This is a genomic window from Enterococcus sp. DIV2402 (genome assembly GCF_017426705.2).
GTDB classification, from domain to species: domain Bacteria; phylum Bacillota; class Bacilli; order Lactobacillales; family Enterococcaceae; genus Enterococcus_F; species Enterococcus_F lowellii.
Genome location: NZ_CP147251.1, coordinates 2,204,760 through 2,219,211 on the forward strand (window position 1 = coordinate 2,204,760; position 14,452 = coordinate 2,219,211).

The following is a 14,452-nucleotide window of genomic DNA, read 5'->3' on the forward strand; positions in this document are numbered from 1 at the left end:
AATAGTAAAAAATAGAAGTTGAAATCTTAAATTAAGGATTTCAACTTCTGTTTTTACTTATATATTGAAATAAATCCTGATGTAAAGCAAATGAAGGACAGGTCAAATTGAATATCCCATTCGACAATTAATGTAACTACTCAAATAAATTATTTCAATTAACCAAAAACGGTTCTTCTTAATAAACAATACTTCATGCTATTCTAAAATTTTTTATCAAAATTCTGCTTGCATTGCAACGCGTTTCATACTTTAGACTAAAGATAAGTTAAGAATAAAGGAGGATGTTGAAGTGAATGCTATTGTAGAAATGACTGATATGTTAGGATTAGATTACTACTATGTTGTTATTAGATTTAAAGGAAATAAGATGTTTTTGAACAAACCTGATGGTATTTGTGGTAAATATGTTGATAAAGAAATTATCTTATCCGAGATTGAGGATATACGTATAATAGCGCAAAATAATATTGAAAAAATAACTTTTTCTCATTGTAGTATTAACTATACTTTTGTTGATTACAATAACAATGTTTTATCTTATTTAAAAAAACATTTATATCCTGTATTAAAAACCAGAACGATGTATGAACATTTGTTTTGATATTGAGAACATACTATTTAAACAGCAGAAAAATTAAAAGTACAAAATAATTAGTACTGATTTAAACAAATCACAAGGAGTATATAATGGTCACAATTAGAGAACTAGCAAAAATGACAGGATATTCAACGACAATGATTTCAAGAGTTTTAAATGATTATCCATATGTTGATGAAAAAAAGCGCAAAGAAATTTTGAAAGTAATTGAAGCAACTAATTATCGACCTAATTCAATCGCTAGAAATTTAAGTTTAGGAAAAACATCAAATATAGGCGTAATTGTACCTTATATCCATATCCCCTACTTTGAACAACTTATCAGTGGAATTCTTGAAGAAGCTTTTCTCTATAATTACAAAGTAACTTTACTACCAACAAATTATGATAAACTAACTGAACTAAACTATTTGGAAGAATTTTCCACCAAATTATATGATGGTCTAATCATCACCTCTAAAGCAAATAACTTCAAAAAGATTCTAGAATATCAGCAATATGGACCAATCGTTTTTTGTGATGCTCTTCAAGACAACAATGTAGCGAGTGTTTATATTAATCGAAAGAAAGCTTTTTTCGATATTTTAAGCTATTTTAATGAACATCAAGTAACAAAAATTGGCATCACTACTGGGAGAGATGAACATATTAGCAATAGTACGAAGCTGCTCTTAAAGTTAGCTACTACTTATTTATCTGACTTTGATTCTTCTTATGTATTTGGAAATTGTATGAATTACAAAGATGGTTACAACGCAGCAAAATATTTTTATGAAAAGAATCCCGTTCAAGGAATCATTACAAATGGAGATGAAGTTAGTACTGGTATGCATGAATTTTATAAAGATAAAGAATTCTTTCCATTGCTAATTGGGCAAGATAATTTGTTGATTAGTCAACTATTGAACATTTCCACTATAGATTATCATTTGATTGAATGTGGACGGCAAGCTTTTTCTCTATTTATAGAAAATAAAAAAGAAACGATTCAAATCGAACCAACTTTTATCATTAGAGATAAATAATAGTTTTCTACAACAAATAAGATTCTAGCAGAAATTCATCCTCTACTAGAATCTTATTTTATATACGATTTTTTCCAATTTTTTCAATTAAGTAATTAAACTAAAATCATGATTAATAATCTCAATTAAACGAAATTCATTTTCATCAAATTCAAATTTTAACACACAGCAATTTCCAAGTGGATTTTTTTGGTCAACTTCACTTGTATGTGCCCAGTAACGCATAAACTGACGACAAGCCGCACCATGTGAAACTGCTAAAATTGTTTCATGAGTTTCGTTTGACATAAATTCAAAAATAGATTGTGCAACACGTTCTCGAAAGGCCATTTCAGCTTCTCCACCAAAAGGAACAAAGAAATCACCATAAGGTAATGCCGGATTTAAAAATTCTGGCTCGCCTTCGAAACGACCAAAGTTCCATTCTTTTAAACCTTTTAATCGAATATATGGTAAATCAGTAATTTGTTCTAAAGTATCTGATGCACGCTCGGATGTTGAACAATATGCACTTTGGAGCTCAATCTGATTTTCTTTAAAATAATGTCCAGCAATTTGGGCTTGTTTGATTCCCAACTCAGTTAATGGTGCATCACACCAGCCTTGGATTTTGTGTAATTGATTAAACAGCGTTTGACCATGTCGCATTAGATAAAGTATTTTCACATTCATTCTCCTTCTAACTATTTAATTTACGTCCTGCCATCCAACGAATCATTTCTGGATCAGCATGCGAGAAGAATTGACTTTTTCCTTGCTCTAAAGTAGCAATTTGTTTCTTTTCTTCATCCGATAAGTTGAAGTCAAATACATTAAAGTTTTCACGCATTCTTTCTGGTTTAACTGACTTAGCTAAAACCACAACTTCTTGTTCCACTAACCAGCGAATAATCACTTGGGCGACAGATTTATTGTGTTTTTTAGCAATTGTTTTTAAAATTTCATTATTAAAAATATCATGTTTTCCTTCTGCAAAGGGTGCCCATGCTTCTGGAAGGATATTCGCTTGTCTTAACAATTTAATTGATTCTGTTTGTTGATGAAATGGATTAATTTCAATTTGATTGATTTGTGGTACTACTTTGTTGAATAAAGACAAATCTACTGCCCGATCGACAGAAAAATTAGAAATGCCAATAGCTCGAACTCTTCCTTCTTGCTGCAATTCTTGCATCGCTCGCCAAGCGCCATACACATCATTAAATGGTTGATGAATTAACAACAAGTCTACGTAATCCAATTGCAAACGTTCTAGTGACTGTTGAAAGGAAGCATGCACACCTTCATAAGAAACATTTTCAACCCATATTTTAGTCGTAATAAATAATTCTGCTCTAGCAATATTAGCTTTTTTGATTCCTCTACCGACTGCTTCTTCATTCAAATAGGATTGAGCAGTATCAATATGACGGTAACCTGTTTGAATAGCTTGAAAAACAGCTTCCTCTGCTTCTTGTGAGTCGGTAATTTGATACGTTCCAAAACCTAAAATAGGAATTTCAATTCCATTATTCATCGTTAATACGTGTTCCATACTTCTTCCTCCTTCAAAATAACATTACATTTATTTTAAAGTATGAAGTGGGCTTTATAGCAAGCGTTTTTATAATTTTACTTTCCAAAGTTCTTCTGTAGTTACAGCTGTTAACTCTCCTGTTTGAAATTTAGCCAAATGTTCATCATACGTTTCAATTTTGTAATTAAGTAACTTACGTACACGTTGTAGCTCGGCTATTTTTTCATCAATTTCTTGCAATTGATCTCTTAATACTTGTTTTTGTTGTTTGCGCTCTTCGCCTTGCTTTTGTGACAATCGAGAAAACTCCTGTAAAGATTCAATTGATAACCCTGCATTACGTAAACTTTTCATTAAATAAATCCAATTTAAGGTAGACTTCGTATAAATTCGATAGCCGTTCTCATCTCTTTCAATCGGGGGAATAATCCCAATTTTTTCATAATAACGGATAGTCGATATTGAGATATCAAATAATTCTGCTACATCTTTACTACTTAGCATATATTCCTCTCCTTCTCGTTGATAATCTAATAATCTGCTCTCATTAATTAACTTCCAAACTTCTTAAAGTCCTACTCTTTTAAAGCGTTTTTAATCGATAAAAAATCAAGATATTTATCCAAGCTACAAAAAACCTTCCGCATCGCTTGTTCTTGTAGCGCTTCGGTGGTGCACACAGCAAATTCATCTGCTTGGTCACAAACACAACGTAACGAAGCAAAGGGAATTTCATTTACATAACAGCATTGTGCAATACTTGCTGACTCCATATCCACACAATCAATGGCGAGTTCTTGAATTAATTTATTTTTTTGTGCTTTGTCACTAACAAAGCCTTCTCCTGTACCAAAAATCCCTACTTTTAGTTGTGGTTCAAGTTTTATTAGCTCTGCCACAATATTAGATTGTGCTTTAAAATAAAGTTGATACGGATATTTATGTACAGATTGTTTCTTTCTAATATCATAATGACAATATTGTTCACCTATGTAAAGGTCAAATAGCTTCGTAGCAGCAGTGATACCACCACATACACCAATATTTAAAACAAAGTCTGGATGATATTCTTGGATGAGTATTTGAGTGAAGATACTAGCATTCGTTTTTCCTTGACCTGAACATACCAAAATAAGCTCCAATTTATCTTTTTGTGCTTTGTAAAATTCTTTTTTGCATATTCGTTCTTTAGTTCCCACGGGTAAACGCATTTTCAATAGATTTATTTCTAATTCCATTGCAGCAATGATTCCTATTTTCATGCCTATTCTCCTCACAAAAACGAGAATTGTAACATCAATAAAAACAAAAATATCCGAACTATTGAGAAGATGAGCAGTTCGAGTGCAATTGCTAGATTACAGAAACACCCCCTCTATCATTCGGATATTTACGTTTAAACTTATATTACAGCTCCCAGCACAACTATGACAATTTATACAAACGTGCTTCAAAAGGACGCAATTTTGAAAAATCATAATCCAAATAATTGGATAGCACGAGTTTATTATCTGTCAATTCATCTAATGAAACAAAAGCTTGTTCTTCTTTACTTAAATTCACGACAATTGCATACTGCTCTTGTTCATTTCTACGTTCATAGTGAAAAACGGGTTCTGCTTCGGTTTCTACATAACGAAATTCACCACTAACAAATACAGGATGATTTTTTCTTAATTGAATTAACTGTTTGTAAAAATTAAAAATAGAATTTGCGTCTTCTTGTTCTAATTTCACATTAACAGACCCTTTATTTTGATTCACTTTTAACCAAGGTTTCGTTTCAGAAAAACCTGCAAACTCAGAGCCATCCCATTGCATAGGGGTCCTAGCGTTATCGCGAGTCACCGCTGATATTTGTTCCAACGCTTGTGTTTCTGAATAACCATTGGTGATTAATTGATGATACATATAGATAGTATCTGTTGCATTGACTTCATCAATTGAATCAAAAGTGGTATTTGTCATACCAATTTCTTGTCCTTGATAGATAAAGGGGGTCCCCTGTAGCAACATAAAGGCCATTGCTAAAGCTTTTCCAGAAATCGTTCGATAGACTGAGCTATCGTCACCATACACAGATATACTTCTTGGTAAATCGTGATTTTCCATATATAACGCATTCCAGCCTTTATCGTTGGCACAGGCTTCTTGCCATCTGACTAAAGCTTCTTTAAATTGTTTAAAGGGTTGTTCATCATTCGCTGTTCGCCATAATCCAGTATGTTCGAACTCAAAAATCATATTAAAGTAACCATCTTTACCTACCCAAACTTCGGCTTCTTCTGCAGTAACTCCAGATGCTTCACCGACTGTCATTAAGTTATGTTTTTTAAAGATCGTATTTAATTCAGTCAAATATTCTCCGATGCCTTCTACATTTTGAAATGCTTTGAACGGACGCTTCGGATCGTTGTTTGGTTGGTCCCATTTTTCTTTTTTGATATGTGAAATAGCATCAATGCGGAAACCATCAATTCCTTGATTTGCCCACCATTCAATCATTTCAACTATTTTGTTCTTCATTGCTGGTGAATCCCAATTCAAATCGGGTTGTTCTTTTGCAAAAGTATGGAAATAATATTCTTCTCTTACTTTATCGTACGTCCATACAGAGCCACCAAAAATAGACTGCCAATCGTTTGGTTCTTTGCCATTAACTGGTTCATGCCAAATATAGAAATCACGGTAATTTGGATCTTTTTGTCGAGATTTCTCAAACCAGTTGTGTTGATTCGATGTGTGATTAATCACTAAATCCATAATAATTTTTATCTCTAATCGTTTTGCTTCATTTACGAGTTCTTTAAACTCTTCCATCGTGCCAAAATCACTAGAAATGGCACAATAATCTGAAATATCATACCCATTGTCAAAATTAGGTGAAGCGTAAATAGGCGTAATCCAAATAAAATCGATCCCTAACTCTTTCAAATAACCTAATTTTTCCCGAATACCATTGATATCACCAATTCCGTCATTATTCGAATCTTTAAAACTTCTTGGATAAATTTGATAGCCGACTGCTTCTTTCCACCATGTACGCATTGTGTCCCTCCGATATAATCTATTACGTGTCTATTATAACTTTTTCTCTTTCTTTAAGATACCTATGAATGATATATGTTATCCTTATTATATGACAACTATTAGAAAAGGTGAAAAAAATGAACGAACGTCTTTTTATTTTAATCGTGATTGTAGGAATTTTTCTGCTCATTATTGGCATGGAATATTATCAACGCGTGAAACTAAAACAGCGCGTCAAAAATCAATGGGGAAAAATTCCTCATCAGCCAAGATTTGATAAAGAAGAAAGTTTAAAAAGCGCCTGGCAACAAGAACGTTCTTTTAAAAAATGGGACAGTGAAATTGATGATATCACTTGGTATGATTTAGATATGTTTCAAGTATTTGAATTAATTAACGCTACTTATTCTAGTGTTGGTTCAGAAGCTCTGTATCAACAATTGCGGAATTATCATTGGCAACAAGATACTGAAATTGAGAAGCTCATCGCATATTATCAAGAGTTTCCCCACGAGCGTGAAAAAGTCCAATACGCTTTTGCGCAATTAGGAAAACAAGATCATAATTTTTCCAAACATTATCTTTCCAATCAAGAAAAAAAAGCGTTAGGCTCTCTGCCCGTATTTATTTTATTAGGTATCTTACCGTTTATTGGGTTATTCTTTTTTTTCATTGGACAATCTACTGGTCTTGTTTTAACTATTGGTAGTTTGGTCTTTAATACCATTTTTTATCAGATTAAAAAAGCCCAATTAGATATTGAGCTCAATAGCATGCGCTATTTAATCCAAACCATCGCTACTGGTAAGAAAATTGCGAAAATCAGCCAGCCTTTACAAGATGACTTACATGCGACTTTAAAAAATCTAAAGAGCATCCTCTATTTTGGTGTTTCTTTTCGTTCAAAAGGCAATTCAGAAACAGAAGTGCTTTTCGATTATTTAAATACAATGTTTATGCTACCATTTATCTCCTATTCATTTGTTATTCGTCGAATTCGTCATTATCAAAAAGATGCGATTCGTCTTTGGGAAATCTTAGGAAAATTAGAAGTGGCAGCAGCGGTTTTAAATTTCCGCTCATTTATGCCAGTCACTTGTCAGCCAACATTTAAAAATGGACAGGTTACTGCGGAAAATATCTATCATCCATTATTAGAGAAGGCTGTAATGAATCCCGTTGATTGGCAACAAACAACCTTAGTGACTGGCTCAAATGCTTCGGGTAAATCGACTTATGTGAAAAGTATTGCGATTAGTTGTATTTTGGCACAAACTATTCAAACAGCCATTGCGGAAAAATTTGTTATACAACCTGGACATGTGCTAACTTCAATGGCTGTCGAAGATAATATTTCTGAAGGTGACAGCTATTTTGTTGCTGAAATAAAATCTGTAAAACGCTTATTAGATAAAGTTGCCACAAAGGAACATTGCTACTGTTTTGTTGATGAAATTTTAAAAGGAACGAATACCGTGGAACGAATTGCTGCATCCTCAAGTATTGTCGCTTGGTTAAGTCAGACGAACAGTCTTTCAATGGTTGCTACACATGACATCGAATTGACTGAAATTCTAAAGACAACTTGCGAAAATAGCCATTTTTCAGAACAAATTGACGAAGATGAAGGCATTTCTTTTGATTATCGTGTAAAAAAAGGGGCTGCCAAAACTCGAAATGCGATTGCTTTATTAAGTGTGTTGGGGTATCCAGATATTATTGTTACCAACGCAAAACATGCTGCTCAACATTTTGATGAACAGCGAACGTGGTTAGACCTCAACTAAAGAATGGACACTCAAGTAAAACGACTTAGCTTGAGTGTCCGTTTTTCTTATTTCCATAAAACATCCATAAATAATTGATCTTGCTGTCTCCAAGTCATTTCATTATGTCCGCCATTTTTTTGGATGTGAATATAACTTGTTCCTCCAATAGCCACCAGACAATCATTAAAATACCCCACATCGTCTAATGCACTTTCGCGGCCGGCAATTTCACGCTCACCAAAACTAAAATAAACACGTGTATCTGGAGAAATTGTATGACGAGTCCATTCTTCTTTTAATTGATTCATACATAAAGAAATGGATGGTGACAAACAAGCAGCCTTAGAAAAATAATGATTATAGGCTACTACACTATAAAAAGCCATTAATCCTCCCATTGAACTGCCACCAATTGCGGTTGCCTCTCGAAAAGGATACGTACGATAGTTTTCATCAATAAATGGTTTCAACTCATGAACAACCCAATCCATTAACTCATCACCATAGCCATTCATTGCTCCAAAAAAGCTAGTTTCAATAGAATATGGACAATATTCATCTAAACGTTCATTACCATTATGACTACATTCAATTCCCACTATCATCATTGGTTTATCATATTGCTCTAGAAAGTCTTCTAAACCCCAAGAAGTTCCATACGTTGCATCTTGGTCATTAAATAAATTATGACCATCATACATATACATGACTGGATAGCGCTCTTCACTGTCCAGATAATCATTTGGTAAATAAACATGGATTTTTTTCGTTGTCTTTTTTAATGGAAAATAGTATTCAAATTTTTCTATCATCTTATTTCCCCCTTTTTCAAATTTTAACATGCTTTTATTTAGCTGTCTTTGGAAATGTCCGGTAATAGCGTTCTTTCTAAGAAAAACGCGTTTGCGATAATAGTTTTTGAATTAGCAAAAAAACTAACGCTAGAAACAATTATTCTAGCGTTAGTTGATACAACTTATCATCATCTTCTTCGCCATTTCCACGACCATCTAAGTTATTTGTCACAAAATAAAGCGTATCTTCTTCCACTAAGACATCACGAATTCTTCCATATCCTTCAAGGAAAGAACGCATCTCCTTGGTTTCTAGATTCACTTCAAAAATCGCATTGCCTCGTAATGCAGCAACATATAATTTATCGTGCCATACAGACATTCCTGAGGGTGCCCAGGTTGTATTGGCTCCTGAGGTAAATAGAGGCGTCTCCATCCCAGCTTGTTCATCCTGGCCTTCAATAATTGGCCAACCATAATTCTTACCGGCTTCAATGTGGTTAATTTCATCATTGGCACTATTTCCATGCTCACTCGCATACATTGTGTCATCCGATGTCCAAGCAAGACCTTGAGGGTTGCGATGACCATAACTATAAATATAGTTTTCTGCATAAGGATTGTCTTCAGGAATCGTTCCATCAAGATTTAACCGTAAAATTGTACCTGCTAACGAATCTAAGGATTGAACATTTTCTAGTTGATGCGCATCACCTACAGTCACATATAATTTCCCATCTGGTCCAATGGCTAATCGTCCACCGTCATGATAATTGCCACCTGGAAGTCCATCCAACAATACTGTACTCTCTTCCCATTGACTGTCATTTAAACGTAACTTTACCAGTTTATTAAACGTACCTGTTTGAGTTGTATACGTATAATATGCAAAGGCTTCCTGCGACTCTTCAAAATCAGTCGCTAACAAAAATCCCAGTAAACCCGCTTCGGAAACATCAGATAACTCGTCACTTAAATGAACCGTTTGTCGTTGTACTTTTCCATCCGTAATTTTGGCAATCGTTCCTGAACGTTCACTGATATAAAAGCTATTGTCATGTTTTTGAATGGACCATGGTACTTCTAGCTTAGTTGCTAAGGTGACGACTTCTGTTTGTTCCACTTGTTCAGTCGTTGAATCTTCTACGATTGGTTGCTCAGTTGAAGCACAAGCTGCTACCAAAGCTAACCAGACACTACTTAAAATTATTAGTCGCTTCATTGTTTAACTCCTTTCTTGATAAGTTACAAAAAGTAGCTAGAAATTGTTTTTTCTACCTACTTTGTCCAACATATGTCTATTCACGAATGACCAAAACTAAAAAATCCTGCTTACTTCTCTTCTCTTTATTCTACCAATAGTATTGCATGATTGCACGATTTACCTTGTGTATGCTTGTTTTTTATAACGTAACCAAACACCATTTTCTCCGACTTTTTCTATTTTGCTAAGCTCATAGTTTTGTTTGAAAATCTCGTTAGTCATTGGTGTTTCCACTAAAGACGTCGCTGCAAACGTTCCTTCAATAGTTGGAATAATTAGTAAACTCCATTCATCAATCAATTCTTCTTGTGCAAAAAAACCATTAATAATCCCGCCACCAGCTACTAAGAAAGTGTCAATCTTAAAATAATCTGATAACTTATCTAAAGCTACTTTTAAAAATAATGGTTTATCTTTTCCTGCAAAAATATAAGAAATCTGTTTTTCTTTCAAATAACCTAAATATTCATCAGAAACAGCTTCGCTCAAAATAGCGACAATATGATCACCTTTTCTTTCAGGATATTCTTCACCAATTTGATTGGTAGACCAACCGATTTTCCCGTTGGGGTCAATAGCAATTGCATAACTTTTTGCTGATGGATCGGCCAAATAATCTTCACGTGATGAAATCATTGGTCGCTGGCTGGAATATTCAATCGGTTGGTCATTAGTGATATCTTGTTGAAAGGTAACTCGTCCGCATATCCAATTATTTAGATTAAAACGCATGAGTAATTCATCATAGATTTTTCCATAAGGTGAAAAATTTTCAGTTCCTAAATACGCTCCTGCTATTTTCCCATCCATAGACATCGCCATATGGCAAATAACTTTATAGGACATTAAACAACGCCTCCTTAACGATTATTATTTATGATACCGTTTAACCTTGTGTTTAAGTCAAGTAACAAAGCAAACGATTCTAAAAAAATCGTTTGCTTTGTTTTTTTCTAATTCTTCACTATTTGTTTCGATAATTTTTTGATACGAATAGAAAGAATCTTTCTCACTACGATTTAACGTTCACAACACCTTCATTAACTTTATCTAAGCGTTTTTCCATTTCTCCAGTACCGAAGCTCACAATGTCAATAATTCCCCAAGTAGTGTCACTCATTAAATCTACCCCATCAATGGTAATAGCTTTGAGCATCGATTGGATATGTGTACGTAAATAATCTACTCGATATGGATCATGAATGCTAGCTGTTTCTACTTTATCATACGCACCAAACTCATTTTCAACAATGAACAATGATAAATTATAACGTTGATTAATAACATTTAGGATATATCGCAGACCGACAGCCTCGATTGACTATTCCCAATCACTCGCTTCGATATAAGGATTTTGCGATATTTTCGCATTCGGAGTTTCTGGTACATTATAAGAAACAAAGAAATCAATGATCTTTTTGCTTTTGGTACTATAGTAAGTCAAGAGATTATTCTTATCTTTTTGCAAAAAAGCGGACACAACCAGCATCATAGCGATTTTTTCACAAAAAAATTGACTTAACCTTTAGTTTAAGCAGTACACTGATTTTAGGAGGCGATTTATTATGAAAAAACATACACTACTATATCTCTTACTCTTAGGATTTTTAACAAGTTGTGCTTCACATGAAAAAACCACCCGTCACACTAATACTAATATAAGTCCAGCTTCTTCAGATAATACTTCTGTAGAAATGACTGAAACGAATACGGCTATTTCAATTACTATTAATGAGCAAACGTTTGCAGGCACGTTAATAAGTAGTCCAACTACGACTGCTTTCAAAAAATTATTGCCGTTAGATATGACTATGACTGAATTAAATGGCAATGAAAAATATTATCATCTCCCGCAAAAGCTTCCTACCAATCCAGAATCAATTCAGACCATCCAGGCGGGTGATTTAATGTTGTTTGGGTCAGATACGTTGGTACTTTTTTATGAAGACTTTTCAACATCTTATTCGTATACACCTCTAGGAAACATCGCTAACCCGAGTGATTTAAAAGAAGCCTTAGGAAGAGGATATAGCCCAATAACAATCACACTTACTAAATAGAACAATCGCTTTGTGAAGGAACAAAACGATTGTATTTGATGCTATTCATTTTTAGGAATCAAACGCACGGTTGCTTCTCTAGCAGTTCCAATCATCGGTGCTAGATACGGACTTTCGGCGTATTTTTGGCGATATCCTTCATCGACATGGTTATTGGTTATTTCATCTGTAGGAAATTCAAAACGAACTTCTTTTTCAACGCCACCGACTGAAAGATGACCATGACCTTCTCGTTTAGCTGATTGATACCAACGAGCATTTCTGCCAAAATAGCCTCGACAATATAGCTCATTCCCTGCTTGTACCACCCAAATCCAGGCTGGTTTATGCATCGTTCCATCTGAATTAGGAATTGATAGATATAAATTTTCATCTTTGGCAATTGCTGCTAGTTCTTCTTTGGTCCATTGTGACATATTTTTCACTCCTTTTATTCTGTTGTTTGTTCTGGCGTTACAAACTTTCCGTCTTCATAGTCTTGAATTTTTTGATTTAGACGATTTAGCGTAGTTCCCATTTCATTATATTTTTGTAAGAGAATATTACGTTCTTCTATTAATAATTGTTTTCTTTCAGAAATCGTATCATTGCCGAGTTGATATAATTCTGTATATCTCATTAATGAATCCACAGATAATCCCGAATCACGCATACACTTGATAAATTCAATCCAATCAAGATCGGTTTGTTGATAGTTTCTAATGCCTCCTTTAGTTCGTTTGACAGGAGGAATAATTCCTACGCGTTCATAATACCTTAAGGTGACTGCAGTTAAGCCAAAATATTTGGCTGCTTCTGAAATATTCAATCAACTTGCTCCTTTCTTAAATAGAATGAATTGCCTCTGAAATCAGTTGTTCTCCGTTTATTACATCAAAGGCTTTTCCGAATGTATTTTGTTTATCTAAAATTGAAACAATGACTTCTGCTACATCTTCACGAGCAATTGATTCAAACGATACGTCTCTGCCAACTTGGATTTTTCCAGTGCCTGTATGATTGGTTAATCGTCCTGGTCGCAAAATTGTATAATCTAGTTTACTGACTTCTAACCAGCAATCGGCATAATATTTCGCCGCACTATAATATGAACCTTTTTTGACTTCCTGTGGGACCTCATCGTCATGCCATTTGTGAACGCCAATGGCACTAACCATTACAAATCGTTTCACGCCCGAACGTTCTGTTGCTTCAATCATCTTAATTGCACCATCTAAATCAATCAGAAGAGTTTTATCTGCACCAGTATGTCCCCCAGAGCCCGCTGAAAATACAATGGCTTCTGCTTGCACTTTTACAATCTGTGCAGCCAATTGGGTAATCGACTGTTCTAAATCCCCCAACACTGTTTGAATTTTTTGCGTTGAAAATTGTTCGATTTGTTCACTACTTCTAATCATTGCAATCGGCGTATGTCCAGATTGTTGTAATCTATCCACTAGTAATTTCCCGATTTGTCCATTGGCACCAATAACTAATACTCTCATATTAAACATCCTTTCTCACTGTTTGTTCCATGATTACCATAAAGCTAAACTTTGTTTGCTAGTTGGTTTACAAAATACTTGATCGATTTGAGCGTATTCCTGTTGCGTCAATGAAATGTCTCCTGCTTGAAGGTTCTCTAACATGTGCTCCACCTTACTGGCTTTAGGAATAGCAATTGTATGATTATCTCGGATACTCCAAGCTAAAAATAATTGGGGGATACTTATCTGGTGACGTTCAACAATTTCTTGTAAGACCATTTTTTGTTGGCGATTGATGCCAGAAAAATCACCCTTAACAATCGGAGAGTAGGCAATCATCGTCATTTGCTGTTTTTGCATATAGGGAAGTAAATCATATTCAATGCCACGGTCAAACAAATTATATTTGACTTGATTGGCGATACATTCTTGTCCGTGTGGTAACTGGGTCATTTTTTGCAAATCCTTCGTATCAAAATTAGAGACTCCCCACGCTCGAATTTTGCCCGCTTTCTTAGCTTTTTCCATTGCTTCCATCGTATCTTCTATAGGAACGGCACCTTGCCAATGCAATAAATACAAATCTAAGTAATCGACTGCTAATCGCTGCAAAGATTTTTCTAAGCTTTGCGGTAGCTGTTTTTTTGAAGCATTTTCAGGCAAAATTTTTGAAATTAAATAAAGTGACTCGCGTGAAAAATGACGAATAGCTTCGCCAACTAACTGCTCAGACAAACCACTTCCATACATTTCAGCTGTATCAATGACTTGCGCGCCAGCCTCAATTCCCCTTTGAATTGCTGTAATTTCTTTGTCTCTATCAATTGTGTGATTGCCAATGTTCCAAGTACCTATTCCGATAGGATGGACTTTTTTCCCCGCAAGCGTTACTTTTTTTGTCATTGATGTTCCTCCTATTTTCAA

The 14,452-nt window shown here is 34.5% G+C and carries 17 protein-coding genes; 4 read left to right on the forward strand and 13 right to left on the reverse strand.

Annotated features, from left to right (window positions below; genetic code table 11):
* Positions 1-292: 292 nt before the first annotated feature.
* Together DOK78_RS10710 and DOK78_RS10715 are read left to right on the forward strand one after the other, a co-directional pair.
* Positions 293-604, forward strand: a complete 312-nt coding sequence (locus tag DOK78_RS10710; RefSeq protein WP_207940371.1) for a hypothetical protein — start codon at positions 293-295, stop codon at positions 602-604.
* Positions 605-690: 86 nt separating this feature from the next.
* Positions 691-1,626 (forward strand): LacI family DNA-binding transcriptional regulator, encoded by a 936-nt coding sequence (locus DOK78_RS10715; protein ID WP_207940370.1) that lies wholly within the window; start codon positions 691-693, stop codon positions 1,624-1,626.
* Between the two features lie 87 nt (positions 1,627-1,713).
* Here DOK78_RS10715 and DOK78_RS10720 read toward each other — a convergent pair whose 3' ends face one another.
* The 5 genes from DOK78_RS10720 to DOK78_RS10740 all read right to left on the reverse strand — a co-directional run bounded on the left by DOK78_RS10720 (position 1,714) and on the right by DOK78_RS10740 (position 6,190).
* Positions 1,714-2,274, reverse strand: coding sequence for a histidine phosphatase family protein (locus tag DOK78_RS10720; protein WP_207940639.1), 561 nt, complete (start codon positions 2,272-2,274; stop codon positions 1,714-1,716).
* A gap of 31 nt (positions 2,275-2,305) precedes the next feature.
* Complete coding sequence (locus tag DOK78_RS10725; RefSeq protein ID WP_207940369.1) at positions 2,306-3,160, reverse strand: aldo/keto reductase; 855 nt, start codon at positions 3,158-3,160, stop codon at positions 2,306-2,308.
* Between the two features lie 69 nt (positions 3,161-3,229).
* The gene (locus DOK78_RS10730) at positions 3,230-3,646 is read right to left on the reverse strand and encodes a MerR family transcriptional regulator (RefSeq protein WP_207940368.1); all 417 of its coding nucleotides are present in this window, start codon (positions 3,644-3,646) and stop codon (positions 3,230-3,232) included.
* Between the two features lie 71 nt (positions 3,647-3,717).
* Positions 3,718-4,404 carry a 5'-methylthioadenosine/S-adenosylhomocysteine nucleosidase gene (mtnN, locus tag DOK78_RS10735; RefSeq protein WP_207940367.1) on the reverse strand — a complete coding sequence of 229 codons (687 nt, stop codon included), beginning with the start codon at positions 4,402-4,404 and terminating at the stop codon, positions 3,718-3,720.
* 163 nt (positions 4,405-4,567) lie between these two features.
* Positions 4,568-6,190 (reverse strand): glycoside hydrolase family 13 protein, encoded by a 1,623-nt coding sequence (locus DOK78_RS10740; RefSeq protein WP_207940366.1) that lies wholly within the window; start codon positions 6,188-6,190, stop codon positions 4,568-4,570.
* A 119-nt stretch (positions 6,191-6,309) separates the two neighbouring features.
* Between DOK78_RS10740 and DOK78_RS10745 the strand changes: the two genes are divergently transcribed.
* Positions 6,310-7,959: a MutS-related protein gene (locus DOK78_RS10745; protein ID WP_207940365.1), complete on the forward strand. Its 1,650-nt coding sequence runs from the start codon at positions 6,310-6,312 to the stop codon at positions 7,957-7,959.
* 47 nt (positions 7,960-8,006) lie between these two features.
* Here the strand turns inward: DOK78_RS10745 and DOK78_RS10750 are convergent, their stop codons facing one another.
* The 4 genes from DOK78_RS10750 to DOK78_RS10765 all read right to left on the reverse strand — a co-directional run bounded on the left by DOK78_RS10750 (position 8,007) and on the right by DOK78_RS10765 (position 11,257).
* Positions 8,007-8,753, reverse strand: coding sequence for an alpha/beta hydrolase (locus DOK78_RS10750; protein WP_207940364.1), 747 nt, complete (start codon positions 8,751-8,753; stop codon positions 8,007-8,009).
* 139 nt (positions 8,754-8,892) lie between these two features.
* A complete protein-coding gene (locus DOK78_RS10755; protein WP_207940363.1) occupies positions 8,893-9,957 on the reverse strand; it encodes a PQQ-dependent sugar dehydrogenase in 1,065 nt (354 codons plus the stop codon).
* A 159-nt stretch (positions 9,958-10,116) separates the two neighbouring features.
* Positions 10,117-10,845: a dihydrofolate reductase family protein gene (locus DOK78_RS10760; protein ID WP_207940362.1), complete on the reverse strand. Its 729-nt coding sequence runs from the start codon at positions 10,843-10,845 to the stop codon at positions 10,117-10,119.
* Between the two features lie 166 nt (positions 10,846-11,011).
* Positions 11,012-11,257 (reverse strand): family 1 glycosylhydrolase, encoded by a 246-nt coding sequence (locus DOK78_RS10765; RefSeq protein ID WP_339076153.1) that lies wholly within the window; start codon positions 11,255-11,257, stop codon positions 11,012-11,014.
* Between the two features lie 307 nt (positions 11,258-11,564).
* Here DOK78_RS10765 and DOK78_RS10770 point away from each other — a divergent pair, with 307 nt between their 5' ends.
* Positions 11,565-12,059 carry a cyclophilin-like fold protein gene (locus tag DOK78_RS10770; RefSeq protein WP_207940361.1) on the forward strand — a complete coding sequence of 165 codons (495 nt, stop codon included), beginning with the start codon at positions 11,565-11,567 and terminating at the stop codon, positions 12,057-12,059.
* Between the two features lie 41 nt (positions 12,060-12,100).
* Here the strand turns inward: DOK78_RS10770 and DOK78_RS10775 are convergent, their stop codons facing one another.
* Genes DOK78_RS10775 through DOK78_RS10790 form a run of 4 tightly spaced genes read right to left on the reverse strand, consistent with a single transcriptional unit; the run spans position 12,101 to position 14,431 of the window.
* Entirely contained in the window at positions 12,101-12,475 is a 375-nt protein-coding gene (locus DOK78_RS10775) for a DUF2255 family protein (RefSeq protein WP_207940360.1), read from the reverse strand.
* Positions 12,476-12,489: 14 nt separating this feature from the next.
* Entirely contained in the window at positions 12,490-12,867 is a 378-nt protein-coding gene (locus DOK78_RS10780) for a MerR family transcriptional regulator (protein ID WP_207940359.1), read from the reverse strand.
* A 16-nt stretch (positions 12,868-12,883) separates the two neighbouring features.
* Positions 12,884-13,546, reverse strand: coding sequence for an SDR family oxidoreductase (locus DOK78_RS10785; protein WP_207940358.1), 663 nt, complete (start codon positions 13,544-13,546; stop codon positions 12,884-12,886).
* A gap of 33 nt (positions 13,547-13,579) precedes the next feature.
* Entirely contained in the window at positions 13,580-14,431 is an 852-nt protein-coding gene (locus DOK78_RS10790; RefSeq protein WP_207940357.1) for an aldo/keto reductase, read from the reverse strand.
* Between the last annotated feature and the right edge of the window lie 21 nt (positions 14,432-14,452).

Excerpts from the sequence above, each read along its gene's own strand:
- DOK78_RS10755 (WP_207940363.1), bottom strand. The coding sequence starts at position 9,957 with ATGAAGCGACTAATAATTTTAAGTAGTGTCTGGTTAGCTTTGGTAGCA.
- DOK78_RS10720 (WP_207940639.1), bottom strand. The coding sequence starts at position 2,274 with ATGCGACATGGTCAAACGCTGTTTAATCAATTACACAAAATCCAAGGC.
- DOK78_RS10730 (WP_207940368.1), bottom strand. The coding sequence starts at position 3,646 with ATGCTAAGTAGTAAAGATGTAGCAGAATTATTTGATATCTCAATATCG.
- DOK78_RS10750 (WP_207940364.1), bottom strand. The coding sequence starts at position 8,753 with ATGATAGAAAAATTTGAATACTATTTTCCATTAAAAAAGACAACGAAA.
- DOK78_RS10715 (WP_207940370.1), top strand. The coding sequence starts at position 691 with ATGGTCACAATTAGAGAACTAGCAAAAATGACAGGATATTCAACGACA.
- DOK78_RS10740 (WP_207940366.1), bottom strand. The coding sequence starts at position 6,190 with ATGCGTACATGGTGGAAAGAAGCAGTCGGCTATCAAATTTATCCAAGA.
- DOK78_RS10790 (WP_207940357.1), bottom strand. The coding sequence starts at position 14,431 with ATGACAAAAAAAGTAACGCTTGCGGGGAAAAAAGTCCATCCTATCGGA.
- DOK78_RS10745 (WP_207940365.1), top strand. The coding sequence starts at position 6,310 with ATGAACGAACGTCTTTTTATTTTAATCGTGATTGTAGGAATTTTTCTG.
- DOK78_RS10785 (WP_207940358.1), bottom strand. The coding sequence starts at position 13,546 with ATGAGAGTATTAGTTATTGGTGCCAATGGACAAATCGGGAAATTACTA.
- DOK78_RS10775 (WP_207940360.1), bottom strand. The coding sequence starts at position 12,475 with ATGTCACAATGGACCAAAGAAGAACTAGCAGCAATTGCCAAAGATGAA.
- DOK78_RS10770 (WP_207940361.1), top strand. The coding sequence starts at position 11,565 with ATGAAAAAACATACACTACTATATCTCTTACTCTTAGGATTTTTAACA.
- DOK78_RS10725 (WP_207940369.1), bottom strand. The coding sequence starts at position 3,160 with ATGGAACACGTATTAACGATGAATAATGGAATTGAAATTCCTATTTTA.
- DOK78_RS10760 (WP_207940362.1), bottom strand. The coding sequence starts at position 10,845 with ATGTCCTATAAAGTTATTTGCCATATGGCGATGTCTATGGATGGGAAA.
- mtnN (WP_207940367.1), bottom strand. The coding sequence starts at position 4,404 with ATGAAAATAGGAATCATTGCTGCAATGGAATTAGAAATAAATCTATTG.